This window comes from Alishewanella tabrizica (assembly GCF_014652375.1).
GTDB lineage: Bacteria > Pseudomonadota > Gammaproteobacteria > Enterobacterales > Alteromonadaceae > Alishewanella > Alishewanella tabrizica.
In genome coordinates, this window is the sequence record NZ_BMYR01000001.1 from 47,563 (window position 1) to 72,152 (window position 24,590).

A 24,590-nucleotide genomic window follows, 5' to 3' on the forward strand; every position below is an offset into this window, starting at 1 on the left:
TCTAATTCATTGGGTTCAATTGTTGTTGTAAAAATTGCTGGCTGGCTTGCGACAAATTTTGTCGACCTAACCATGCAACCTGAAAATACTGGTTAGCCAGCCCGGTTTGCTGTAATTGCTGCGCCGCGATACCGGCCGATAAATTCCAGCTGGCGTGCTGTGGCTCTTGTAATAATAACTGTTGATACAGCGCTAGTGCTGCCGACCATTGCTGCAATTGTTGCAGTACGGCTGCTTTTAAGGCAAATAGCGGCGGATAATCGGCTACGGCAGCATCGGTTTCTAATAAGTATAGCGCCTCTTCCCAGCGCTGCTGGGCGATGGCGCTTGCCGCTTGCTCCATTTGTTGCGCCAATTTTTGCTGCGGCAATGCTTCAATCTGTAATTGCGCGGGATCTTTGCCAATAGCCTTGCCAAGATCCGCCGACGTCATGGTTGTGTTAGTGGAAGATGTAACCGAATCTGACAAATCGCTGCTTGCAGCAGAAGAGGCTACAACGCCATTGCTCTGTGTAGGGGGGACCACTGCAGCTGTTACTACTTCAGATGCTGTTTCTGGCGCTGTATTTTCTTGTGCTGTTGTTTCTGGCTGCGTTGCTATTGGGGCTGCGGTTAATGCTGTGTTTAATTCTGTAGTGGGTTCTGTTTTGGGTGCTGCAGTTGATGCCGTCTTAAGTTCTGTAGTGGGTTCTGTAGCGGGTACAGTTGTTGGTGCAGCAGTTATTGCTGCTGAAGCCACTGCAGAAAAAGATGTGGCCGTTTCAGGTGCCACGGTAACGGGTTCTGCGCTAACCGGTATAGCAGTAATTGGTACTGAGGTTTCAGGCGTTGCAGTCATTGGCGCAGCGGTAATTGTTGCTGCATTCTCAGGCGCTGTGATAACGGGCTCAGCGGTTATTGGCGCGGCATTCTCAAACGACGTTGTTGTGCCAGGTGCTAAAAGCAGCGACTTATCAGCAACACCCTGTAAAGCGCGGTAACCCAACAATATGATGAGCAGTACACTGAGTGCTAACAGCAGTTTTCGTGTTTTTTTAAACGGCTGCGGCTTAAGCGCACTCGTTAATGACGATGGCGTAAATGGCGCGGCTTGCTGCTGTGCTTGCTGCTGTACTTGCAATTGTGCCTGCTGCTGTAATTGTAGCTGTGTTTGCAGCACGTCTTTACGCACAACTTGCTGATCAGTTTGCTGCTCGGCTTGCCGTTTGGCTAAATCGTGTAGCATTTTATTTATAACGCTCATCTTGCCACCCGCCACGCGGCTAACCACATTAAAAGCGGGCCAACGATCGGTAAATGATGACCTGTCGCCTTAACCGCAGGCGTATCTGCAGCGGCATAGCGCATATGCTGCCAAGTCACCTGCGTCCGCCCTTCGCCATAAGCTAGCATTAAACATTTGTGCGCTAAGATATTCACCAAACGTGGAATACCTCGGCTGTAATGGTGTAATAAGCGTAAAGCAGTGTCAGAAAATAATGGCGTGAAGCACCCTGCAATGGCTAAGCGATGCGCAATATAGTGCCGAATTTGTAAGGTGTTCATCACCGTTAATTGGTGTGAAAAGGTAATGCGCTGTTGTAATTGCCGAAAGGCGGTACTGGATAAACGCTGATCCAGCTCTGGCTGCGCAAATAAGACCACTTGCAAGAGCTTTTGCTGTTCAGTTTCTAAATTTGTCAGCAAGCGTAAGGTTTCTAAGGTGTCATTGGGTAACGCTTGCGCTTCATCAATCACCAAAATTACGCGCTTTTGTTGGCTAACCAACAAAATTAATTGCCGTTGCAATAATTGCAATAATTGCGGTGTGTCGATATTTGCTGAAAATTTTAGACCTAATTCTTGTGCCAGAGCCCAGCGTAGCTCTAGCGGTGTTAAGGCCGGATCCGGCAAATAAGCCATTTGCCAGTTTGTCGGTGCTTGTTTTAAAAACAGCCGACATAACAAGGTTTTGCCTGTACCTACTTCGCCGGTCACTTTAATAAAACCTTCGCCACTGTTTATGGCGGTATGAAGCACATTTAATGCTGCTTCGTGCTGCGGTAACCCCAAATAAAAAGACGTATCTGGCGTTAAGCTAAAAGGGACCTGTGCCAGCTGAAAAAAGCCGGTGTACATGGCCTACTGCCCCTGCGACCAGCGTTGTAATTGCTCTACCGATTGACCAATTTGCTCTGGCCACACACCGGATTCGACGACGATTGGCCTTAATAAGATCACTAATTCTTTTTTCTGCTCAATTTGACGCTTGCTGGTAAACAACTGGCCTAACCCAGGTATGGCTCCCAACACTGGCGTGCGTGAGACTGAATCTGATACCACCGTTTGCATTAAACCGCCAATCACCACAATTTCGCCACTGCGCGCTCGAATTAAGGTATCCGATTGCCGGATATTGCTTTGTGCCAACGGCAGTACCACCGTTTCGTCACTAAAACGAATGGTTTTACTTTGTTCAGACGTTTCGGTTACCGAAGGATTTACGTGCAAGATCACCGTGCCATTTTGATCAATTTGCGGTGTAACGTCTAACGCAATACCTGAGAAAAAGGGCTGCAAACTGATATTGGGTGAGCTTGTTGTCGCCCCAGTGCCGGCGATGGTTGTATTGCTGGTAACGTCGGTAACAAAATATTCATCTTGCCCAACTTTAATCACGGCTTTTTGGTTGTTCATTGCCGTGACACGCGGGCTTGACAGCACTTGGGCATTGCCCTGGGTTTGCAACAGATTGATCACCCCATTAAAGTCGGCGTTGGCAAAGCTAATGGCCGTAACGCCGCCTAAGCCTGCACTCACGGCATTGGCTGGCACACTCCCAGAGGTAGTAAGATTAAACTCGGTATTGCGCAGATTGGTTAAGGCACTTTGCCAGTTAATCCCTTGCTGATAATCGTCATTAAGGGTGACTTCGATAATGCGTGCTTCTAGCACCACTTGCCGTTGCAAATGCTGCTCGGTTTGCCCTAAAAATTGTTTAATTGCGGCCAATTCATCAGGCATTCCGCGCACAGTCACTAAGCCCGCTTGTGGGCTAACAATCACCATTCTATCGGGGGTAGCTGCCAAAAACGACGTGAGTGTTTGTTCTAAATCTTTCCAAAAATCCGTCCGGTTTTCAGTTTGAATACTGCTGCCGCTAAATTGCTGCTGATTACCCTGGCCGCCTAGACTATTTGAACTATTGCTACTGCCCAAATTGTTTGTGCTTTGTGTACCACGGCCATTTTGACCATTTTGGCTATTGCCATTTTGCGATACACCACCTGAGTTTACGGTAATTGAGGAGAGCCCTTGGCGTTGTAACATTAAATAATTGACTGCGATCGTTTCGGTACGTAGTGCAGCAGGAAATACCTGATAGATAGTGCCACTGCGGCGAATATCGACACCAAATAGCTGTTGGATCTGCATCAATGTTTCAGCCAAGGTCACCTGCTTTAATTGCAAACTCACCTCGCCACTGATCGCAGGATGCACCACCATACTGTAAGGGGTATCCGATACCAACGAGCGTAAAAAGTCACCTAACGGCACGGCATTGGCATTGACGTTAAAGCGAGGTTCGTTTTGCTGTAAGGGTTTAAGCGAGTCAGCCAGCAATTCTTGTTGCACCGCTAAAGGAATAACGGGTGCACTTGGGGCAGCACTTGGCGGGGTTTGCACGGCTTGCGAAAGCGCCTCTCGTGCTTGTTGAGTACTTTGCTCAGTAGCCGTTATTTTACACCCCTGTAAAAGTAATGCTGAGCTTGCAACTGCATACAAACTGATCTGTTTAAGGTTCATAGTGTAATTTCTTGTTATCTTTAACGTTATTATTGTGGATAAACAATGGCATTTCGCCTTGATCGCTGCGCAAAATTACCTGCTCGGCATTAATACTGTGAACCCGATATTGTTGAAAGGTATCGCCAACCTTTACCATAGACCCATTGAGCATAGCCTGATAGCCCTGCTCTGTCTGCAGAATAATTTGTAATTTGGGCGCACCAATTGGGCTACTGACACTTGCCTCATTAGCTAACGTCACGCTTGTTGCTGGACGTGTCGGATCCGCCAGCACGGGTAACACCAGTAACACCAAACTAAAAACGAATATAGCTTTCATGTTCACTCACCGTAGCCAGTTGTAACATTAATTGTGCTTTGGGGTGTTGCTGTACCTGATATTCAACTTGCTGCCATTGCAGCAACCAAGGTAGTGCTTCGAGTTTTAACAACATCTGTTGTAATTGCCCATACTCGCCACTGACCACCAAGGTTGTAACATGACGATATAACGCAGGCGTTTCGTCTGGCTGCTGCCCCGGCAATAACAGCGGTTGCGCTGGCGCGGTAGTCAGCGATACTAATTGCAACGGCTGTAACGAGCCTAAAAGATCTTGCAGCAACAGTACCGTTTGTTGCCCTGTCATAAATTGCTGCCGATATGGCTGCAATTGTGCATTTTGGCTTTGCATTAATTGCTGTTGCTGGGCCAACTGCTCATGCAGGGGTTGGTTGATATCTAAAGATAATTGTTGTTGCAATAGGCTGGCTTGTTCTTGCAACGCCTGTAATTGCTGCTGTACTTGTTGCACCTGCGTTTGACTTTGCTGAAAACGTAAATACACCGGTTCAAGGATCAGAATAAGCATTAACCAGCAGCCTAACGCTAGGCTACCAAAGAAAATCAGACGTTTCTCACGGATTTGTAAGCCATTGTAGCGCTGTTGCAATTGCTGCCATTGACTCATGGTGTGCCCCCTGTCGATTGCAACGTAAATTCAATTAATGGGGCATCTTCTTGTTGTTGTAGCTGTATTTGCTGAAATTGCTGTCCTTGCAATTGCGCTAAGCTGGCTAGCTGTTGCAGCCATACTGCCACGCTTTGCGGCTGTTGGGTAATACCTTGCCAGCTGCTGCTATGAGGTGTTAACACAAACTGCTGCAACCAGAGTTCGGGGCGATCAATTTTCACAAGGTGTGCAAACACAGGGCTAAAAAAAGTAATTTGCTGTTGCTGCTGTTGCAAAAATTGCAGTAATGCTTGGCGACGTTGCCATTGCGTTTGTGCCAACGCGACTTGCTGCTGTAATTGTGTGTCGGGTTGGCGCTGCAGTATCGCTTGTTGCATTAAATCAGCCTGCGTTTGTTGCTGTTGTTTTTGCTGACTGAGTACCTGTAATTGCTGCTGTTGCTGTTGCTGAAGAAACCAAAGCACAGCACTCAAAACAAAAATTAGCGCAGCAATACTGCCTAAACTTATCCCTAGGTGCTTTAATGACAGCGTTTGCTTGGGCGGTAATAACGCCGCTGAAAATAAGTTAACCCGCAGCTTCATGCTTGGGCTCCTTGGCAAACGCGAGTTGCTGCATGGCCGCAATGGCTGGCCAGCATGTTATGGCATTAAGTGAGGCGGCCCATTCCAACGCTACAGGCAATTGTAAGGCTTTGGCCTGATTAAACCCGGTTTTTTTAAATAATGCTACCACGTCATCTAATTGCGGATGGGCCAGCATCAGCAGCATTTCACGCACTGGGGGCAGTTTTAACTGTGACTCAACAAAGTCCATCGAACGCTGCATTTCTAGCAATAAATTGTCTAACAAACCATATTGTAACTGCTCGATCGGGGTATCACTGAATTGATCAAAACCGCGTAATTGACGACTAAAACAGAGTTGCCCTTCACGGATCACTTGCACTTGCATCGGCTGTCCCGCCTGCTGGATCAATAACAATCGCGTAAGCGCATCGGTTGGCATCAATTCCATCGTTAGCCATTCTTGTGGGGCAATCAGTTGCGGGTTCAGCTTATACTTAAGTAGCTCTTTGCAAAGCTGTTGCAGCGCAGACTTTGACGTGACCACAATATTTATACGCGGATTCGCTGGGGTACCCGGAATATCTAAATAATCTAGCTGCATATCATCGGGTGCTAAGCTGCATAAATCTTTGATCAGCCACGGCAAGGCTTGAATAACTTCTTCAGCAGGCAATTTGGGTTTATCTAAGGGCAGTAATTGATAGCGCTGCGCATCCAACACTACAGCAACATCACTGCCAGCAGGCTGGGTTGCCAGCAAGGGCAACAGATTATCGGGGAAGGCGTTATCAGCCAATAAGTGTTCTGTACAGGTACAGTGCAACTGGCCTGCTTTAAAACTGGCTGATAATAGGATCACTTTATTACCTACCAGATAAAACACCCTAAACGCTTTAGAAGCCCCGGCTGGTTTTGACAGTTTTTGCCAAATTCGCTGCAACATCAGTTACGTAACCTTAATTTTTATTATGATTTAGCATAGCGATATGTTACTGAATGAGCAATATTTTATTCGCGTTAGCAGCAAGCTATTTATTGGGATAACCCGCTAAAACAGCGGCGGAATATAACCGCCGCCGTTTAAAAAGGAAATACTATAGGAATAAGAAGTATACACACGGCTAAGTAGGTGATAGCAACCGGCAACCCTACTTTTACAAAGTGTATTAAAGTGTAGTTACCCGCGTTAAACACCATTAGATTGGTTTGATAACCATAGGGCGTAATAAAACTGGCTGACGCTGCAAACGCAACAGCTATGACCATTGGCATCACGTTAATGCCTAAACCTTCAGCCAAACTAAAAGCAATAGGAAACATTAAGGCAGCAGCGGCATTATTGGTAATTAACTCTGTTAAGGCGTAGGTAAGCAACATAATGCCAACCAACGCGATAATCGGCGATTGCCCATCCAAGACAGAACCGGCTAAACGACTGATGGCTTCAGACAATCCCGTGGTGTTCATCGCCGACGCGATACAAAGCGCGCCACAGACAATTAACCAAATTTCTATTGGGAACCGACGTTTAATTTCATTTACCGATAAACAGCCTGTAAACAGGAGAATAGCCAGCAAAAAAATACCGCCGGTTAATAATGATACGCCCGTAAGCACACTCACGCTGATTAAACCGACAAATCCCCACCACGTCAGTTTTTCGCGCCATCCGCTTAGCATGTGATCGGGTTTAATACCGGATACGACATAAAAGTTTTTACTTAAATTTTGGCGGCTAGCAAAATCAGGCCCCGTTGCCAACAGTAAAAAATCGCCGGCTTTTAACACAATGTCGCCTAATTTGCCATTAACTCGGCCGCCATCACGGCGAATTGCTACCACAGCAGCATCAAATCGCGCTCGAAAACCGCTTTGTTTCAAGCTTTTTCCAATGATCGCCGATTCTTCTTTTATGATAACTTCAGTCAATTGTTGAGTGGCTAGGCCATTGGCTTCGGCAAAGAGTTGCAGTCCTGGAAACTGCTTTAAACTTAACACCTTTTGTACATTGCCCGTAAAGACCAATTTATCTGCAGCTTCTAACACATCGTAGCGCGCCACAGGGCGAAGTAGCTTATCGCCCCGATAAATTTCTACCAGAAATAATTCATCTAAATTGCGTAATCCGGCCTCTTCTACGGTTTTACCTACCAAGGGCGAATCAGCTAATAACTTAGCTTCTAATAAGTATTCGGTGCTTTTTTCCTGCTTTAATTCCGCCGTTGGCAGTAAACGACTAAACACCAGTAACACCGTACCGCCTGCCAGCACCACCCCTAAACCGACTAACGTGAAATCAAAAAAGGCAAAACCTGGATGGCCCTTCTCAGTGAGCATTGAATGTACAATAAGATTTGTTGATGTACCAATCAGGGTTAAGGTGCCGCCCATAATGGCTGCGTAGGATAAGGGGATCAGTAATTTTGAAGCCGGTACTTTATTATTCGACAGCACCGCATTTAGCATAGCTGCAACGACTGCCGTATTATTCAGTACCGATGACGCTAATGCTGAGAAACCCACAGTACGCAAGACAGAACCTTGCACTGATGTGGTAAACAAATAAGCGGATATACGCCGTAATAAACTGGTTTTTTCTAATGCATAAGAAATAAGTACCAATAAGACTAAGGTTGCTAAGCCTGAATTCGCAGCATTACGCAATACATCGGGGGTACCAATAAACCCTGCTACGAGCATAACCAGAATTGCGGCACCAAACACTTCTGTTGCGTGCTGCTGAAAGCGAATTAACGCTATCAGCAGTACGATCAGTAGCAGCACCATGAATAGCACACTGCTGGGCATGTTAACGCTGACTCAATTGTGGGAAATGCTTACGTAACAGTAATATCAGCTCATGCTCAAATGCTGATAAACCGCTAATTTCAGGTTCCTTATTGTCATTGTCGGCCACCAGCGCATTATCAATCATACCGGCACCAACCGTTAAATTGGTAAGCCGATCGATGATAATAAAGCCGCCAGTTTGTTTATTTTTTTGATAGCTATCAAAGGCCATCGGCTCGGTCAGTTTAACATCGACTAAACCAATTTCATTCATAGCCAAGGTGTCGGCTTCTTTTTCAGCTAAGGTGTTTACATCAATTCGATGATGCAGTTTTTCAACTTCGCCAGAGAGTGTTTTACAATTAAATTTAAAATAGTATTGGCGCGCAATGTGAAGTGGATTGTCGTGCATCCAAATTAGCCGTGCGCGCAAGCGCGTTGACAACTGAGGCAGTGCATCTTTCTTTACCAACATATTGCCGCGGCTTACATCAACTTCATCGTTCAACGTGATAGTAACAGCTTGCTGCGCATACGCCTGTGTCAGCTGGCCGTCAAAGGTAACGATCTCTTTCACTGTAGAAACGGTGCCAGAGGGTAATACCCGCACCGTATCCCCTACCGCTACGCTGCCAGAGACGATGGTGCCCTGAAAACCACGAAACTCGGAGTTGGGGCGGCTAACTAACTGTACCGGAAAACGAAAGTCTTCATTGGCTACCGTACTAATATCAATATTTTCTAAATACTGCATTAAGGTTGAGCCACGGAACCAATTCAGCTTTTCACTGGCGTTTACCACATTATCGCCTTCTAACGCTGAAATAGGCACAAACCGAATATCTGGGATATCTAACGCGCCAGCCAGTTTTAGGTACTCTTCTTGAATTTCTTTGTAGCGGGTTTGCGAGTAATCGACTAAGTCCATTTTGTTAATGGCAACGATGACATGCTTAATGCCCAATAATGAGCAGATAAAACTGTGGCGACGGGTTTGCGTTTGAACCCCTCGACGTGCGTCAATAAGAATAATGGCTAAATCACAGGTTGATGCCCCCGTGGCCATATTACGGGTGTATTGCTCGTGCCCTGGGGTATCCGCAATAATAAATTTACGCTTGTCGGTGGAAAAATACCGATACGCAACATCAATGGTTATGCCCTGCTCGCGTTCCGATTGCAAACCATCCACTAGCAGCGCTAAATCAATATTGTTACCTTGGGTGCCCACTTTTTTACTGTCTTCGGTAATAGCGGCCAATTGATCTTCAAAAATCATTTTACTGTCGTGCAGCAAACGACCAATTAGGGTACTTTTACCATCGTCAACACTGCCACAGGTGATAAAGCGCAGCAATTGCTTGTTTTCGTGCTGTTTTAAATAGGCCAGAATATCGTTTTCAATTAATGCTGATGCGTGGCTCATTAAAAATATCCTTCCATTTTTTTCTTTTCCATCGAACCGCTGCTGTCGTGATCAATCACCCGCCCTTGCCGTTCAGAGGTTTTGGTTAACAACATCTCTTGAATAATATCGGGCAACGTTGTGGCATCAGATTCCACCGCGCCCGTTAACGGGTAGCAGCCTAGGGTTCTAAACCGCACATTTTTCATTTGCGGTACTTCACCCTCTTTTAACGGCATCCGCTGATCGTCTACCATAATAAGGGTGCCATCACGCTCGACAACTGGCCGCGGTTTAGCAAAATAGAGTTGCGGAATGTCGATATTTTCTAAGTAGATATATTGCCAAATATCTAGCTCTGTCCAATTTGACAAAGGAAAAACCCGAATACTCTCGCCTTTATCTACTCGACCATTGTAAATATTCCACAGCTCAGGCCGTTGGTTTTTGGGATCCCAGCGATGATGCCGATCACGAAAGGAATAAACACGCTCTTTGGCACGCGATTTTTCTTCGTCGCGGCGGGCGCCACCAAAAGCAGCATCAAATTTATACTTGTCCAAAGCCTGCTTTAACGCTTGGGTTTTCATTATATCGGTATGCTTAGCACTGCCATGACTAAAGGGGCCTACATTCATGGCTAATCCATCGGGATTTTGATGTACCAATAATTCAAAATCATGTGTCTTGGCCATCTGATCGCGAAAGGCGATCATCTCTTTGAATTTCCACGTGGTATCAACGTGTAGTAATGGAAAGGGAATTTTGCCAGGGTAAAACGCTTTTCGGGCAAGGTGTAATAAAACAGAAGAATCTTTGCCAACCGAATACAGCATCACTGGGTTTTCGAACTCGGCAACCACTTCGCGAAATATATGAATGGATTCGTTTTCGAGGGCTTTTAAATGGCTTTGAATGGGCGAGGCCATATTCACTCCAATAACATAATGATATTATCGCCAGCTTACCAGAAGCGATTAAAAAGCATAATGTTGTTTTGGAATAAGATATTTCCATCTAGGCGGCTAGAACACGTCTCCACCCGTCTTTGATACGGTACCGAAGACGTGTGGAGATCGTTTTTATAATGCTGTAGGAATGGCGCTTAGAAGGTGTTTTTTAAAGCAGCCAAGATCCGCTGGCAAGCTTGACCATCGCCGTAGGGGTTGTGGGCGAAACTCATGCTGTCGTAATACTCTTTGTCGTCAAATAATTTACTGACTTCACTTACGATCTTTTCTCTGTTGGTTCCTACCAGCTTGACCGTACCCGCACTAACGGCTTCGGGGCGCTCAGTAGTATCACGCATGACCAGAACGGGCTTCCCTAATGACGGGGCCTCTTCTTGAATACCGCCCGAATCGGTTAACACTAAATAGCTGCGACTCATTAAGTAAACAAAGGGTAAGTAATCTTGCGGCGCAATCAGGTGTACGTTTGTTACATGACTGAGTAGCCGGTAAACGGGCTCTTTCACATTCGGGTTTAAATGCACTGGGTACACAATGTCACAATCTGGGTAGCGTGTTGCAATATCAGCTAAAGCAGCACAAATTTGCTCAAAACCGTCACCAAAACTTTCTCGGCGGTGTCCTGTTACCAAAATAATGCGTCGATCCGCATGAATAAACGGAAATTGCGCAGCAAATTGTTGGGTAAGAACGGTGTCGTTTTCAATCTTAGCGACTACTTGCAATAACGCATCAATCACCGTATTACCGGTGATAACGATGTTAGCCGCAGCCATGTTTTCAGCGACTAAATTGTCTGCCGACGTTTGCGTAGGCGCAAAATGCAATCGGGTAAGTGCACCCGTCAGTTTACGATTGGCTTCTTCAGGCCAAGGGCTATAAATATTGCCCGTACGTAACCCAGCTTCAACGTGTCCTACTGCTATTTTTTCGTAATAACAGGCTAATGCTGCCGCAAAAGTGGTACTGGTATCACCGTGCACCAACACGATATCGGGTTGAAACTCGCGTAATACCGGTTTGATATTGAGCAGTATGCTGGTGGTAACGTCGTATAAATCTTGGCCTGCTTTCATTATGGCCAAATCATATTCAGGTTGAATGTCGAACAATCTGAGTACTTGATCGAGCATTTCACGATGCTGACCCGTTACACAAACGCGACTGTCAAACGCTGCGTCCTGCTTTAATTGATTAACCAGTGGTGCCATTTTAATGGCCTCTGGTCGGGTACCAAATACACTTAGTACTTTAATCATGCTGTCCCTCGTTATTAAATATAATGAAACCTGTCACGCCAGTTGGTACCGGAGTTATGTGGATAACCTTGCCTATTTTTAACCGGTACCGGAGTTGTGTGGATAAACTCCCTTGTCGGTACCGGAGTTGTGTGGATAACTCTGCTTGGATGCCGTGCTTTATAGCATTATTCGACTTCATCAAGAAAGTCGAGAATATCATCATCTAAACTTTCTTCAGGCGCTGGCGGATTGCCGTCATACACCTTAAACAGTTGCCGCTGGTAATAACTCTCTTTGACAAAAGAATAGGGATCTAAAGAGTTATCAAGCATGTTTTCTACTTGCATTAACTGCTCGCGACTATCCAACGCCATTATGGCGGCACGGGTTAAGGTTAACGGCGTATTTAATAAACCCAGAGGGAAATATAAATTGTCGACGATGCCGCCTGCAGTACCACGCACAGTAGTAGGACCACGACCAGGGACCATTAAATAGGCGCCATCACCTACCCCCCAAACGGCCAACGTTTGGTTAAAGTCTTCATCAGCGCGCTCCAATCCTATGTCGGTAGCAACATCAAATAAGCCAAGCACACCTACGGTGCTGTTAACTAAAAAACGTCCCACACTTACTGCAGCTTTTTGCGGTTTGGCTTGCAACACACTGTTTAAAAAGCTGGCTGGCTCGCCCAGGTTATCAACGACATTGATTAAGCCTTTGCGCGCTGGCTTGGGTACCACCGTCATATAGCCCACGGTAGCGGGCCGCAGTATGTAGGCATCGAGAATGTCGTAGTTAAAATCCCATAATGGCCGGTTAACTCGCTCAAAAGGATCACGCGGATCATCATAAACTGGCGCTTGGTTAGTGGTAACGGCCTCACCTTGTTGTTTAGCTGCATCCGAGCTAGCGCACGCGGTTAAACTCAACACCGCCGCCACAATAACGGTTCGTAATAACAATGACGCCATAGTCTTAAGGTTCCAAAATTAACTGAATAGTAAGATGCGGTTGGTCGAAACGTTGTGGTGTTGACACCACTTCGACATCTTGTGCTGAACGTTCTACTGTACCTGAAACCGACATCCGCGCAACCACTTCGACGGTATCAGCTTGAGTTAAATCCCAACCGGCTTGCATCGCATCTGCCGTTGTTAGACTAATGCTGAGTTGCCCTGCAGATAAAGGTAAACGCTTAGCAGCCATCGGGATTGGCGGGCCATCAACCGCACGAGCAAACACAAACAACGAAGCATTAGGATAGGTTTGCGCAAGCTGTTCGGCGACCGATAAGCTGATGGTTATTGTACGTTGCGCTTTTACATCTGCATTATCTTCTAAAGTCATGGAGCCAGAAGCGTCTGATGCGACTGACTCCGCTGGAGATAACGCCGTACTCGCGCCGGCATCTACAGCTGATTGCTGTTTTGCAGCTAACTCAGCTAAACGCGCATTCACAACTTCAAGACGCGGATCGCCTTGCTCTAACCGCTGTGCCAAAATTTGCCAAGACGCCATGGCTTGCTCGTCATCGCCACGCTCTGACGCAATCAATGCCATCAGTGAGACTGCATCAATATTTTCAGGCTCTTGTATTAATACTTTGGCCACACTTTGGCCTGCCTTTGCTAAATTGTAGTCATCACCTAGCATAATAAGTGCTTGGCTATAGCTGATTAACAAAGGGATCCGTTCTGGCATCAACGTTAATGCCCGTTCAAAGGATTCAACCGATTCTTCTAACATCCCCAGTGTCATCCACACTCGGCCCAGCAACATCCAGGCTACCGCGTCGTCGCCTTCGTTCGCAAGCTTGGTGCGCAGCGCTAACGAAAACAACTGCATGTCTTTTTCGTTCATGGCTTCGCCTTCACCTAACAAGGCGCGCTGTCCATAACTGGCCAAATTTTGCTGCGCTAGCTCCCAATCGGTTAATTGCCGATAATGCCCATTTTGGCTGTACACTACCCCTACTATTGCAGCTACAAAAACAAATAATGTTAGATGAAACAGCATTTTTTGCTTAGGCTGCTGATAGCGTACAATTTGCTGCTCTTGCTCTAAAAATTGTTGTTTTAACTCAGACGCCGCGGCAACGAAATCTTGCTCGGCCAGTTCACCCGCATCACGGGCCAAAACCAATAACTGTAAGCGCTCTTCAAATAATTGTGCTGGAGTTTGATTATTCCGCGCATTCGCTTTGCGTGGCCATACAATAAAGATGGCACTTAACACCAACATGACTAAAACGCCAATGGCAAGTTGCCACATCATGATTTCTTACTCCGATAGTGTTCAATGATCTGATCAAGCTCTTTGTTAAGCTGGATCTTCGATTCTGTCATCTTATTCGCTTCATCACGATCTGTATCCATTTTTTGGGTAGCAGAGTCGTGTGGATAGGTCTCTTTTGGCGTGATTTGATTAGCTCGGCGCTTAAGTTGCAAAAGGAATAGACTGATCAATAACAAGACAGGTGCTAACCATAACCAAATGGTGACGCGGTTTACCGGGGGCTGATAATGCACAAAATCACCATAACGATCGATCATATAGTCCAATACATCGTTGCGGTTTAAGCCTTGCTGAACAAGCTCATAGGTTTTTTCGCGCATATCTACCGCGACCACGGCGTTAGAGTCGGCAATGTTTTGATTTTGACATTGCGGACAACGTAACTCTGCGGTGAGCTTTAAATACAATTGCCGTTGTTGTTCACTGTCGAACTGTTGTAATTCCTGAGGGGCCGCGACCGCCGCAGCGGGTTGCTCAACGTTCATCGAGGTAGTCGCAGTAGTCTCGCTTGCTAACACCGCCTGGCTTTGGCTTAGCATAAACAAGCCAAGCAATATAGCGTAAAGACTGGTTAGACTGACTGCTCGGCTACCTGATACACCGGGCACAGCGCTACCACGGCAATATCTTAAAAATGGGGTAAAAAACCGGTTCATGGTTGCGATCCCCCAGCAAACTGCTGGTAAACGGCCGCCAGCTTAGTACGCCACACCTGAGGATTAATATCGCCAATATGATGCGCCCGCACAATACCTTCGGCATCCACAATAAAGTGTTCCGGCGCGCCACTTACCCCTAAATCTAACGATAAACGACGCTGCTGATCCAAGATATTAAATTGGTACGGATCACCGAATTGCTGCAATTTGGTGGCAACTTCCGCTTGCAATACTGGCAAATTAAACACCTGACCGAACATCGGATCTTCTGGCAACACATAGTACAACCCAATAATGCGCACGCCTTGCTCGTTGCGCAGCTGTGTCATATACCCCAGTTCGGCATTACAGGTTGGACACCATACCCCCCACACATTAAGTAGAAAAGGTTGCCCTTTTAGGGCGTCTGGGGTCCAGGTTTGCGCCGGATTCATTAAATCTGGCAGACTGAAGGCGGGTAAAGGTTTACCCACCATCACGGCATCTCGCTCACGCGGATCAGAAAACAATCCGCTTAATAAAAACAGCGACAATCCCAAAAACAATACCAGTGGCACATAAAAAAGCACTTTACGCATGAGCAGCCTCGGCATTTGGTGATTTACGGCGATAGCGCTTGTCGAGTAGCGCAATAAGTGCCCCTAGCGACATAAGCAAACCGCCTAACCAAATCCAGCGCACAAACGGCTTCACATACACGCGAATCGCCCACGCATTACCCGGCAGGGCCTCGCCCAATGACACATATAAATCACGACTTAACCGCGCATGGATAGCCGCTTCAGTCATCATCATACGTTGAATGGTATATTCGCGCTTTTCAGCGTGTAAATGCGTCACATAGGTGCCATCGATGCGACGTACGTCTAATTCTGCGGCCTCGCCACCGTAATTAGGGCCATTGAGTTTATACACATCTTGTAATTCAAACTCATACCCCGCCAACACGACGCGATCACCAATTTCCATACGTACATCACGCTCTTCGCTGTAGGTCAGTGTCATGGCGATACCTACAATCATGACCGCAAAACCAATATGGGCGATGGTCATGCCGTAATGTGAGGCTTGCAGTTTTGCCACGCCTTGGCTCAGTGAACCAAATTGTTGTAAACGCTGATACACTTCCATTAAAGCTGATACCCCAACCCAGGCACCCAATAACAGGCCTAATAGCGCAAGATTCGCAGTAATACTTTGCGTTGCCGCCATAGTCCCCAGCGCCACCACTAAACTAAATACCGCAACCAAGGCCATTGGCTTAAGTAAAGGCGCCGCTTTTTGCTGCTTCCAGCGCACCCAAGGCCCTAACCCCAACAGCAAGGCAAACGGAATATTTAAGTAGTAAAACATTTGGTTAAAGAAGGGCTCTCCAATAGAAATCGATCCTAAACCCAGCTCTTTATGCACCAAGGGGAATAAGGTGCCTAGCAACACGACAAGGGTGGCAGTAAGCAAAAACACGTTATTGCCCCACAGCATAACTTCGCGTGAGAATATTTCATAACGGGCTTGGCTACGCACAGAGTGCATGCGACTGGCGTAAAGCAATAATGAACCGCCGATCACAATTAATAAGAAGATCAATAAAAACACGCCTCGCTCCGGATCTGCCGCAAACGAGTGCACCGAAACCAAGACGCCAGAGCGAACTAAAAACGCTCCCAGCAAACTGAGTGAAAAGGCCCCAAGCGCTAACAATACCGTCCATGATTTAAAGGTGCCGCGTTTTTCGGTTACCGCTAAACTGTGGATCAGGGCCGTGCCCACTAACCAAGGCATAAAGGAGGCGTTTTCAACCGGATCCCAGAACCACCAGCCTCCCCAGCCGAGCTCTTTATAGGCCCACCAACTGCCCAACATGATCCCCAGTGTTAAAAACAACCATGCCGCTAAGGTCCAGGGTCTGGCCCAACGTGCCCAGGTGCTGTCAAATTTGCCGCCAATTAATGCCGCTATGGCAAACGCGAAGGAAACGGCAAAGCCTACATAGCCCATGTATAACAAGGGCGGATGGATAATCATACCGTAATCTTGTAAGAGCGGATTAAGATCACTGCCCTCAACTGGGAAGAAAGGTAAGGTGCGCTCAAAGGGATTAGACATAAACAAAGAAAAGGCGATAAAACCGATATTGATTAAGCCCATCACCCCTAAAATACGCCCCTGCATCAATAGGGGTAAACCCTTCGAGTAAAAGCCAACCGCTGCAGTCCAGAGGGCAAGGATCATCACCCACATTAACATGGAGCCCTCGTGCGAGCCCCAAACCGCGGTCAGTTTAAAGTACCATGGCAATAACGAACTGGAATTATTCGCGACATTTAATACGGTAAAATCGTCGTGATAAAAGGCCCAACTTAATGCGCAAAAGGCAATCAAGGTAAAAACGAACATGGCACTGGCCAAGGGCTTTGCCACCAATAACGCCCGTTCGTTGGCGGTAAAACTGCCCAGCAAGGGCACAATACCCAGAATAATCGAAAATGCTAAAGCAAACGTCAGCGCTAACTGACCCAATTCAGGGATCATGCTTAGCCTCCGTAGCTGTTAGTAGCGGTAGGTTGCACCGGCAACTGACTTGGCGGAACGTGACGGATCCCTTTTAAAGCCTCAGCCACTTCGGGGGGCATGTATTCTTCATCGTGTTTCGCTAACACTTCGGTAGCCGCTAATACGGTGGCATTTTTTAATACCCCTTGCGCTACGATCCCCTGCCCCTCGCGGAACAGATCGGGCAAGATCCCTTCAAATTCAACCGTAGCAATCTCTCCTGAGTCGTCAGTTAAATCGAAACTCACTTTTAAACTGGTCGCATCGCGTGATACCGAGCCAGGCACGACCATGCCACCTAAACGTAAGCGTTGGCCCACGTCGGGTTTAATTTTTCCCTCACCCAAACCTTGGATAAGCTGGCCCGGTGTGTAAAAAAGATTAATATTTTGCTGTAAGGCAAATAGCATAGCGCCAATGGCACCAGCGATAAGACCTAACACCAACACCATTGATAATAGGCGTTTTTTACGTCGTGGTTGCATTATGATTTTGCTCCTGATACTGCTTGATTCGTTGCTCTCGGGCCACTTTCGCCGCGATCTGGTGCTTTAATTGTCGATGCTGGTAGAGACTCCAGCCGAGAAGGGCCACCAATAATAAATAGGTTAAACCATACGACAACCACACAAAAAAACCGTAACTGATGCCACTGCTGGCCATGTCTAAAAAATCACTGAAACTGGCAAAGTAGAACGTAAAAATCCCAAAAAGTTTCTGTGGTAAATCCACGTTTACGCTGATAACAGCGTCAAGTTGCGATAACCCTGCTGCGCATAACTGTAAAATTGTTCCGTTCATTTTTGGCTAACCCGCTGTTTTACCCAAGGACGATGTTGTTCGTTTTCTAAAATGGCTGTGCGCAAGCGATAACAGGCTAAGGCGGCAAGCAGCAATTTAAACGCCAGTAAGCTAATAAGTAATGGCCAAAGCATGCTGGGATCAATAGAGGGTTTCGCAAACTTAGTGATGGTGGCGCCTTGGTGCAAGGTGTTCCACCACTCTACTGAGAAGTGAATAATTGGTAAATTGATCACCCCAACAACCGCAAGCAAGCTGGCCACTTTGGCGCCGGTTTGTCGATCAGAAAATGCGCCATGTAACGCCATTACGCCAAAATATAAGAATAATAAAATAAGTTGTGAGGTAAGGCGTGCATCCCATACCCACCATGTTCCCCACATTGGCTTACCCCATGCCATGCCGGTTAACAAGGCAATCGCGGTATACACCGCGCCAATTGGCGCAATAGCTAAAACGGCCCATTGCGCGGTTTTAATTTGCCAGACAAGTGCGGTAAATGCGGCAATGGCCATCGCCAAATAAGCGCCCATCGACATAATAGCCGAGGGTACATGAATATGAATAATGCGATAGCTGTCGCCTTGTTGGTAATCGGTTGGTGTAAAGCCTAATCCCCAAATATTCCCCAACAATAACGTAAAGATTGCCGATCCCATTAACCAAGGCAATAATTTGCCACAAAAGTGATACAGCGTTTCTGGTTTTGCTAAAGGATCTAACCACTTAAACATATCAGCTCACATTTATCTTTAAGGCACTGCACACCGCCATAGGTACCAGTGCAAGTGAAAACAACATAATAGCGACTAACACCGCCAATTGACCGGTATATGCCAATCCCATGCTGGCGGCTTCAATCGCTGCACTGGCAAAAATTAGCAGGGGGATATACAGCGGTAATATGAGTAATGCTAGCAGTATGCCGCCTTTATCGGCAGATACCGTAATAGCCGCCCCTAACACGCTTAACAAACTTAACACCGGTGTACCTAATGCCAAGGTAAACGCCATGGCATACAGTGCGGGTTGCTGCATATTAAACAATAACGCGACAACCGGCGACAACAATAGCAATGGCAAGCCTGTGCTAAGCCAATTACTGAAAATCTTTGCCAGCACGAAGGGCAACAAGGCATGCTTAGCTGCCACGAGTTGCTCGACAACCCCATTTCGAAAGTCATCTTTAAACAAGCGTTCAGCCGCCAATAGCACACTGAGCAAGGCCGCAATCCAAACGATTCCTGGTGCCATTATACGTAACATATTGGGCTCTGGCCCAACCCCTAATGGGAAAAGCGTCAGCACGATAATGAAAAACAGCACTGGATTCAGCCAATCTGATTTTTGTCTGGCTAAGAGCCGCAATTCTCGTTGTAAAAATACGCCAAATTTTACCATCGGTAGTGGATCTCCAAGGCAAAAAGCGCCGGATGCTGCAGCGTAAGCGCTTGGTGCGTAGTAAGAATAATAGCGCCGCCGCGGTTTAGATGCTGAATAAAATGCTGTTGTAATTGTGCGATGGCACTTTGATCAAGCGCCGTGAAAGGTTCGTCTAAAATCCAGATCTGCGCGGTTGTCGTCCATAATCGGGCTAACGATACCCGCCGTTGCTGCCCTGCCGAGAGCATTTTACATGGAATATCTTCCAGCCCCGCTAAGCCTAAATTGGCGAGTAATGCGAAATCATCTGTGGGCAGTAAATCGGCAGCAGCGCGCCAAAATTGTAAGTTTTCTAACGCGGTTAATTGCTCATGAATACCGCTCTGATGGCCGATAAAACATAAGTTAGCAGCATAATCGGTATTAAAATGATTCAGTGGTTGTTGCAAATAATGCAACTCGCCTTCATCTGGCCGCGCTAACCCGGCTAAAATGCGTAATAATGAGCTTTTACCCGCGCCATTTTTGCCTTTAATTTGCAAAAGTTCGCCCGGTTTAAGCTGTAACGATAGCTGTTCAAACAAGATCCGATCTTGCTTCACGCAACTTAATGCTGTGGCGCTTAGCAATATTGGTTCAGTAACAGCAAAGGTGGGTTGTGCTATATTCACAGGCCTCTGACTATCGACGACGGACAAAATTGCGCGCATATTAGCATAATGCTGGGGGAATACGAATCAGAACCGCTTGGTTGCCGTGATCCAGATCAGCTGTTTGGGCAAATTGTCGACAAGGCAACTTTACAGAGGCGTTACCCTTTTTATGGATCCCTTTTCACTGCGCCAAGTTAGCACTAACGTAACGCAACCTGACAATTCAAATAAGCCGGCGCTGTTGCAAACGGCTTATGTGTATCCGGCTAGGCTGGTGACGTCGTCAAACACCTCGCCTACTTTGGTGTTGCAAAGCCCACAGGGGCCGTTACGCCTGCCGCTGCACACCTTACCCGCGGGGCTGCCGGCAAACGTACCACTACAGCTGAGTTTTAGCGCCACGGCCAGTTCGCCTAATGTTATGCCTGCCACACCAGCGCCAACGCAATTGTCGGTTAATGTTATGCAATGGCATGGCTCGGCGCAGGCCGTGCCCTTAACGGCTGCACAAACGCAATATTTAAAAACACCTGCGAATATTCAACAATTTGCACAGCACATTGCCCAAGGAGAAGCCATTCGGCACTTAGCTGGGGAGCCAATAAAATTGCCAGCGCAGCTGTTTCAGGGAAATGCCGCCCCGTTAAACCAAACTGCAGCATTGCCAGCAACGGTGCAATTAACCTTAGCCTTACTCCCTACGGCAACAGCACAAGCAGGAAATGTGTTAGCTGCCACGCAATTTGGTGCCACGCAGTTGGCTAGCGCAGCACAGTTACTGATAAACACCTTACAGACTTCTGAGGTATTTCAAACGTTAAGTCGTACACAACAGCAACAGCTATTACAGCCTGCGCAACAGATTGCTGTACTACAACAAATACTGTCTAAAGCGCCCATAATTCAGTTGGCAGCCGATGCGCTGAGCTTTAGTCCAGCCCAGCGTCAGGCGTTAAGTGCGATGTTACTGCCGCTGGTCAATCACTATGCAATGCAAACGATCGCGAACACACATGCGGGCGCTGCCCCATCGCAAAATACGCCAGCGTTAGCCACGATGACCGCGTTATTGCTAATGCAGCCCTTGCGCGCCTTACCCACAATACAGTTATCACACCACGACATTGCCAGACCTTGGTTATTGCAAGGGGCATCGCTACTAAACATAGATACCCAAGCAGGCGATACGCCGGGGGGGCGTACACAAGGCGAAAATCCGGCAGCACAGGCGGATAATGCAAAGTCGGTTAATGTGTTAAGTCGATTTTTTAAGGACACCTTAAGCCAGCTTAGTCAGCTAAAAGAGGATATGATGAAAGGCGTTAATCTTGAAAAAGTGTTTCAGGCAACGGGAGCAAGCCTTGATCGCACCTCACCGTCTTTGCAAGCGGGGTTGGCCTATTTTGGTAAACTAGAACGCCTTACCGATGCCTCACTTACCAATGGCAATCCACAGCAGCGACTAACGCAAGCTGCCGCACAATTTGTATTACACACAGCACAAGGCGTGCTCAAATTACCTTTGTTACACCTCCCCGCGCTACCGGTGGGCGTGCCCTTACAACTGCGTTTTGACGAAACCGCAGGTGGAGGGGTTGAGATCAACATTAAGATCCTAGCCACCTTACCGCAAACGGTAAATTTAACCGCCGCGCAAGCACAACTGTTACAGGATCCAAAGTACTTGGCGCTGTTACAACAACGGCTAGCCAAGGGTGAACCCATTAATCAACTTGCTGGCGAGCCTTTAAAAATAACGCCACAACAAGGTGCTCTGCAACTTAGTTTACATCAAGCTCTTACGCCACCTGGTAAGGGGCTTGCAGGTAGCACAACGCAGGTTTCAGCGAGTAACTTATCAACCGCTAGCAGCGCAGGAAACACCAGTGGGCAATGGCAATTACAGATCCAAGCCATAGCAGGTGAACAAAAACTGCAATTAGCCAGTAGTGATTTTATTAAACCCTTGTTATTACTTGCGGCAACGCCAACGGCTACCACGGCTCAGGCATCAGCTGTTAGCAGCGACATTCGCTCTGATGCTTGGCGTCAATTATACCCGTTATTGGAAAGTACCCCCGCCAGTTTACGTCAATTACCCGAGATGCCAGTTGCGGTTCAGCAGTTTCTAAGTCAGCTGCGTCAAGCACAGCCCGATGGGGCTAAGGTATTATCTAGCGCCCAGATCATTGAACAATTGCAAGCCACATTGCAGTTTCAACCCTTACAAACGCAGCCTAATATGGCAACGTCTGCGGGTACGCTTGCGGTCGCAATTCAGCTGTTACTTGGGCATCTGCTCAGGCAGCCTGTCGCAACCAGTAAAGAACCGGCAGCGCAACGTTTGGCGCAAAGTATTGGGCAGCTTGACGCGCAGCAAAGTAGTCAGTTACTGCGCGCCTTGGGTAGCCATAGTAGTGCCCTGCAATTAGCGCAACTGCAAACGGCCGACACAGCAACGATAGGCCAGCAATGGTTGATCCCGCTGGCATTGCAGCAACAGCAAGAAAGCCGCTTAAGCCAAATCGTGATTGAACAACGGGAACATGAACACGCAGACAACGCCGCAAAACAGAAATACTGGCAACTGACTATGAAGTTTGATCTTGGCAGCTATGGGCAATTGATGGCAGTGGCTAAATTGCGCGATACTGAGTTGCAATTACAATTTTACACTGACGATGCGTTAGCGTTGCGCCAGGCCGAAAAATTTTTACCCTTGTTAAGCGATCGCTGTACCGCCCAGGGATTAACCGTAAGTAAGGCGCAATGTCAATTAGGTAAGATCCCAGATACGCTTGGGCAGCGCCGAACCAGTTTAATCTCTACCAAAGCTTGAGCCATCGGACCTTATCCACACAACTGCGGTTCCGCCTCTGGTACCGTTTCCAGCAACATCTCCGGTACTAACCTTTAACTTATCCACACGACGCCAGTACGGTACCAGAGTCGTGTGAATAACAGAGCCGTGTGGATAATAGTTAAAACAGTAGGTTTTTGCCGAAGTAGATGGTTGAAACGGTATTGATAAAAATGATCGCTAAAATGCCAGGAATAAAGGTGCCGAGCGACAAGTTAACGTATTTTTGTAACAGCGAACCGGAAAACGTAGAATTGCCATCACAGATCTCGGCATCTAAGTTATGTTTCTTCCAACGATAAATCACAAATAAGCAAAGCAAAAAGCCGTTCAGCGGTAGAATCGTTTCATAAAACATATCGTAAATTACATCAAAGAAGGATTTATCTACCCCACCGTAATGTAGCAATTGGCTTAAAAAGTCGATACGCCCAAACGATAACGCACACACAATAGCCAACACAACCATCACGCTGCCTAGAATGAACAGCGCTTTGCGCCGGCTAACGCCTTTACCATCCATAACACTGGCCACCGGCACTTCGATAATCGAAACCAGCGAAGTCATCGCGGCAAAAAACACCAGTAAGAAGAAGAAGGCGGCAATAAAGGAGGCGCCGAAATAGCCGATATCGGCTTGTAAGGCTAAGAAGATTTTTGGTAAAAACATAAAAATCATGCCAATGCTTGAGGTAGACAACTCTGACATCTCAATATCGGGATTGAACGAAAACACAGCCGGTAAAATTAATAAACCAGAACAACAGGCTACCAGCAATGACAAACCCGCCACGGTTTTACCCGCTGAGACAATATTGTCGTGTTTTTGAATATAAGAACCGTAGGTAATTAAAATACCCATTGCTAGTGACAAGGAGAAAAATGCTTGCGCTAAAGCGCCATTTAATACTTCGCCGGTCAGTTTTGTAAAATCAGGAATGAGGAAAAACTTCACGCCCAGCATAGCATTTTCTAGCGTAAGCACATAAATCACTAACGCAATCAGCATGATAAATAAGGTGGGCATTAAGATCGTGGTGGCTTTTTCAATACCTTTTTTTACACCGCCTTGCAGAATTAAAAAGGTTAGGCCAACAACCAGCGCCATATATACAAATAACTCATTGCTGTTGATAAATGTACCAAAGCCTTCAGGATCGGCTAATTGATCAAGTTGTCCCAGAATCGCCTTACCCAAATAACCGGCAATCCACACGGTGATCACTAAATAAAACACCCCTATCATAAAAGGCGTCAGTACCGACAACCAGCCCACTGTGCGCCAAGCACGGTTTTGGCCAATTTCAGTATACGCGCCTAAAGGATTTTGTCGGGTGTGGCGTCCTAAACTCATTTCAGCCAGCATCACTGGCAAACAAATAAAGAACACAAAAATAGCGTACATAATAAGAAAGGCGGCGCCGCCATTTTTACTGGCCATTACCGGAAAGGCGACCAAGTTACCAATACCAACCGCTGAACCTGCCGCAGCAAGGATAAACCCTAAGCTGGAGCTAAATTGTTCACGTTTCATAAGTGCGTGACTCCTGGATAGCATTGCCCTGAAATACTGACAAGGCTTAGTGGCTAAACCTGAGTAGGGTATTTTGGGCAATTGTTTTAGTTATAATTTATTGTTGTCAGCTGCATGCTAACAGTCTGTGCCGA

23 protein-coding genes are annotated in these 24,590 nt (G+C 46.9%); 1 reads left to right on the forward strand and 22 read right to left on the reverse strand.

The window, feature by feature from the left end; translation table 11 throughout:
• Window position 1: 1 nt before the first annotated feature.
• The 21 genes from IE070_RS00185 to ccmA all read right to left on the reverse strand — a co-directional run bounded on the left by IE070_RS00185 (window position 2) and on the right by ccmA (window position 20,080).
• The gene (locus tag IE070_RS00185) at window positions 2-1,243 is read right to left on the reverse strand and encodes a hypothetical protein (protein ID WP_189479262.1); all 1,242 of its coding nucleotides are present in this window, start codon (window positions 1,241-1,243) and stop codon (window positions 2-4) included.
• Window positions 1,240-2,118 carry an ExeA family protein gene (locus IE070_RS00190; protein WP_189479264.1) on the reverse strand — a complete coding sequence of 293 codons (879 nt, stop codon included), beginning with the start codon at window positions 2,116-2,118 and terminating at the stop codon, window positions 1,240-1,242. Before IE070_RS00190 ends, IE070_RS00185 begins: the two co-directional genes overlap by 4 nt.
• A 3-nt stretch (window positions 2,119-2,121) precedes the next feature.
• A complete protein-coding gene (mshL, locus tag IE070_RS00195) occupies window positions 2,122-3,786 on the reverse strand; it encodes a pilus (MSHA type) biogenesis protein MshL (protein ID WP_189479266.1) in 1,665 nt (554 codons plus the stop codon).
• A complete protein-coding gene (locus tag IE070_RS00200; protein WP_189479267.1) occupies window positions 3,776-4,108 on the reverse strand; it encodes a hypothetical protein in 333 nt (110 codons plus the stop codon). Before IE070_RS00200 ends, mshL begins: the two co-directional genes overlap by 11 nt.
• Window positions 4,086-4,736, reverse strand: a complete 651-nt coding sequence (locus tag IE070_RS00205) for a type II secretion system protein GspM (protein WP_189479269.1) — start codon at window positions 4,734-4,736, stop codon at window positions 4,086-4,088. The genes IE070_RS00200 and IE070_RS00205 overlap by 23 nt, the downstream gene beginning before the upstream one ends.
• Complete coding sequence (locus IE070_RS00210; protein ID WP_189479271.1) at window positions 4,733-5,323, reverse strand: PilN domain-containing protein; 591 nt, start codon at window positions 5,321-5,323, stop codon at window positions 4,733-4,735. Before IE070_RS00210 ends, IE070_RS00205 begins: the two co-directional genes overlap by 4 nt.
• Window positions 5,307-6,251, reverse strand: a complete 945-nt coding sequence (locus IE070_RS00215) for a hypothetical protein (RefSeq protein WP_189479273.1) — start codon at window positions 6,249-6,251, stop codon at window positions 5,307-5,309. The genes IE070_RS00210 and IE070_RS00215 overlap by 17 nt, the downstream gene beginning before the upstream one ends.
• A 137-nt stretch (window positions 6,252-6,388) precedes the next feature.
• On the reverse strand, window positions 6,389-8,116 hold the full coding sequence (locus tag IE070_RS00220) for an SLC13 family permease (RefSeq protein ID WP_189479275.1): 1,728 nt from the start codon (window positions 8,114-8,116) through the stop codon (window positions 6,389-6,391).
• A 1-nt stretch (window position 8,117) separates the two neighbouring features.
• Entirely contained in the window at window positions 8,118-9,524 is a 1,407-nt protein-coding gene (cysN, locus tag IE070_RS00225) for a sulfate adenylyltransferase subunit CysN (RefSeq protein ID WP_189479277.1), read from the reverse strand.
• Window positions 9,524-10,432, reverse strand: coding sequence for a sulfate adenylyltransferase subunit CysD (gene cysD, locus IE070_RS00230; protein WP_189479279.1), 909 nt, complete (start codon window positions 10,430-10,432; stop codon window positions 9,524-9,526). The genes cysN and cysD overlap by 1 nt, the downstream gene beginning before the upstream one ends.
• Before the next feature lie 176 nt (window positions 10,433-10,608).
• Window positions 10,609-11,733, reverse strand: a complete 1,125-nt coding sequence (wecB, locus tag IE070_RS00235) for a non-hydrolyzing UDP-N-acetylglucosamine 2-epimerase (RefSeq protein ID WP_189479281.1) — start codon at window positions 11,731-11,733, stop codon at window positions 10,609-10,611.
• A gap of 167 nt (window positions 11,734-11,900) precedes the next feature.
• Entirely contained in the window at window positions 11,901-12,689 is a 789-nt protein-coding gene (locus IE070_RS00240) for an MlaA family lipoprotein (RefSeq protein WP_189479283.1), read from the reverse strand.
• A gap of 4 nt (window positions 12,690-12,693) precedes the next feature.
• Complete coding sequence (gene ccmI, locus IE070_RS00245) at window positions 12,694-13,992, reverse strand: c-type cytochrome biogenesis protein CcmI (protein ID WP_189479286.1); 1,299 nt, start codon at window positions 13,990-13,992, stop codon at window positions 12,694-12,696.
• Window positions 13,989-14,669, reverse strand: a complete 681-nt coding sequence (locus IE070_RS00250; protein WP_229796873.1) for a cytochrome c-type biogenesis protein — start codon at window positions 14,667-14,669, stop codon at window positions 13,989-13,991. Before IE070_RS00250 ends, ccmI begins: the two co-directional genes overlap by 4 nt.
• Complete coding sequence (locus tag IE070_RS00255; protein ID WP_189479288.1) at window positions 14,666-15,250, reverse strand: redoxin family protein; 585 nt, start codon at window positions 15,248-15,250, stop codon at window positions 14,666-14,668. Before IE070_RS00255 ends, IE070_RS00250 begins: the two co-directional genes overlap by 4 nt.
• Window positions 15,243-17,204, reverse strand: a complete 1,962-nt coding sequence (locus tag IE070_RS00260) for a heme lyase CcmF/NrfE family subunit (RefSeq protein WP_189479290.1) — start codon at window positions 17,202-17,204, stop codon at window positions 15,243-15,245. Before IE070_RS00260 ends, IE070_RS00255 begins: the two co-directional genes overlap by 8 nt.
• 2 nt (window positions 17,205-17,206) lie before the next feature.
• Window positions 17,207-17,710, reverse strand: a complete 504-nt coding sequence (ccmE, locus tag IE070_RS00265) for a cytochrome c maturation protein CcmE (protein WP_189479292.1) — start codon at window positions 17,708-17,710, stop codon at window positions 17,207-17,209.
• Window positions 17,694-18,026, reverse strand: coding sequence for a heme exporter protein CcmD (gene ccmD / locus IE070_RS00270; protein ID WP_189479294.1), 333 nt, complete (start codon window positions 18,024-18,026; stop codon window positions 17,694-17,696). Before ccmD ends, ccmE begins: the two co-directional genes overlap by 17 nt.
• Complete coding sequence (locus tag IE070_RS00275; protein WP_189479296.1) at window positions 18,023-18,760, reverse strand: heme ABC transporter permease; 738 nt, start codon at window positions 18,758-18,760, stop codon at window positions 18,023-18,025. Before IE070_RS00275 ends, ccmD begins: the two co-directional genes overlap by 4 nt.
• A gap of 1 nt (window position 18,761) precedes the next feature.
• The gene (gene ccmB, locus IE070_RS00280) at window positions 18,762-19,427 is read right to left on the reverse strand and encodes a heme exporter protein CcmB (RefSeq protein ID WP_189479298.1); all 666 of its coding nucleotides are present in this window, start codon (window positions 19,425-19,427) and stop codon (window positions 18,762-18,764) included.
• Window positions 19,421-20,080, reverse strand: coding sequence for a cytochrome c biogenesis heme-transporting ATPase CcmA (gene ccmA / locus IE070_RS00285; RefSeq protein ID WP_229796874.1), 660 nt, complete (start codon window positions 20,078-20,080; stop codon window positions 19,421-19,423). The genes ccmB and ccmA overlap by 7 nt, the downstream gene beginning before the upstream one ends.
• Window positions 20,081-20,231: 151 nt before the next feature.
• Here ccmA and IE070_RS00290 point away from each other — a divergent pair, with 151 nt between their 5' ends.
• The gene (locus IE070_RS00290; RefSeq protein ID WP_189479300.1) at window positions 20,232-22,901 is read left to right on the forward strand and encodes a flagellar hook-length control protein FliK; all 2,670 of its coding nucleotides are present in this window, start codon (window positions 20,232-20,234) and stop codon (window positions 22,899-22,901) included.
• A gap of 142 nt (window positions 22,902-23,043) precedes the next feature.
• Here IE070_RS00290 and IE070_RS00295 read toward each other — a convergent pair whose 3' ends face one another.
• Window positions 23,044-24,456 (reverse strand): sodium-dependent transporter, encoded by a 1,413-nt coding sequence (locus IE070_RS00295; protein WP_189479302.1) that lies wholly within the window; start codon window positions 24,454-24,456, stop codon window positions 23,044-23,046.
• Window positions 24,457-24,590 lie beyond the last annotated feature (134 nt).

Coding starts and splice junctions, on each gene's coding strand:
- IE070_RS00185 (WP_189479262.1), bottom strand. CDS start 1,243: ATGAGCGTTATAAATAAAATGCTACACGATTTAGCCAAACGGCAAGCC.
- IE070_RS00190 (WP_189479264.1), bottom strand. CDS start 2,118: ATGTACACCGGCTTTTTTCAGCTGGCACAGGTCCCTTTTAGCTTAACG.
- mshL (WP_189479266.1), bottom strand. CDS start 3,786: ATGAACCTTAAACAGATCAGTTTGTATGCAGTTGCAAGCTCAGCATTA.
- IE070_RS00200 (WP_189479267.1), bottom strand. CDS start 4,108: ATGAAAGCTATATTCGTTTTTAGTTTGGTGTTACTGGTGTTACCCGTG.
- IE070_RS00205 (WP_189479269.1), bottom strand. CDS start 4,736: ATGAGTCAATGGCAGCAATTGCAACAGCGCTACAATGGCTTACAAATC.
- IE070_RS00210 (WP_189479271.1), bottom strand. CDS start 5,323: ATGAAGCTGCGGGTTAACTTATTTTCAGCGGCGTTATTACCGCCCAAG.
- IE070_RS00215 (WP_189479273.1), bottom strand. CDS start 6,251: ATGTTGCAGCGAATTTGGCAAAAACTGTCAAAACCAGCCGGGGCTTCT.
- IE070_RS00220 (WP_189479275.1), bottom strand. CDS start 8,116: ATGCCCAGCAGTGTGCTATTCATGGTGCTGCTACTGATCGTACTGCTG.
- cysN (WP_189479277.1), bottom strand. CDS start 9,524: ATGAGCCACGCATCAGCATTAATTGAAAACGATATTCTGGCCTATTTA.
- cysD (WP_189479279.1), bottom strand. CDS start 10,432: ATGGCCTCGCCCATTCAAAGCCATTTAAAAGCCCTCGAAAACGAATCC.
- wecB (WP_189479281.1), bottom strand. CDS start 11,733: ATGATTAAAGTACTAAGTGTATTTGGTACCCGACCAGAGGCCATTAAA.
- IE070_RS00240 (WP_189479283.1), bottom strand. CDS start 12,689: ATGGCGTCATTGTTATTACGAACCGTTATTGTGGCGGCGGTGTTGAGT.
- ccmI (WP_189479286.1), bottom strand. CDS start 13,992: ATGATGTGGCAACTTGCCATTGGCGTTTTAGTCATGTTGGTGTTAAGT.
- IE070_RS00250 (WP_229796873.1), bottom strand. CDS start 14,669: ATGAACCGGTTTTTTACCCCATTTTTAAGATATTGCCGTGGTAGCGCT.
- IE070_RS00255 (WP_189479288.1), bottom strand. CDS start 15,250: ATGCGTAAAGTGCTTTTTTATGTGCCACTGGTATTGTTTTTGGGATTG.
- IE070_RS00260 (WP_189479290.1), bottom strand. CDS start 17,204: ATGATCCCTGAATTGGGTCAGTTAGCGCTGACGTTTGCTTTAGCATTT.
- ccmE (WP_189479292.1), bottom strand. CDS start 17,710: ATGCAACCACGACGTAAAAAACGCCTATTATCAATGGTGTTGGTGTTA.
- ccmD (WP_189479294.1), bottom strand. CDS start 18,026: ATGAACGGAACAATTTTACAGTTATGCGCAGCAGGGTTATCGCAACTT.
- IE070_RS00275 (WP_189479296.1), bottom strand. CDS start 18,760: ATGTTTAAGTGGTTAGATCCTTTAGCAAAACCAGAAACGCTGTATCAC.
- ccmB (WP_189479298.1), bottom strand. CDS start 19,427: ATGGTAAAATTTGGCGTATTTTTACAACGAGAATTGCGGCTCTTAGCC.
- IE070_RS00290 (WP_189479300.1), top strand. CDS start 20,232: ATGGATCCCTTTTCACTGCGCCAAGTTAGCACTAACGTAACGCAACCT.
- IE070_RS00295 (WP_189479302.1), bottom strand. CDS start 24,456: ATGAAACGTGAACAATTTAGCTCCAGCTTAGGGTTTATCCTTGCTGCG.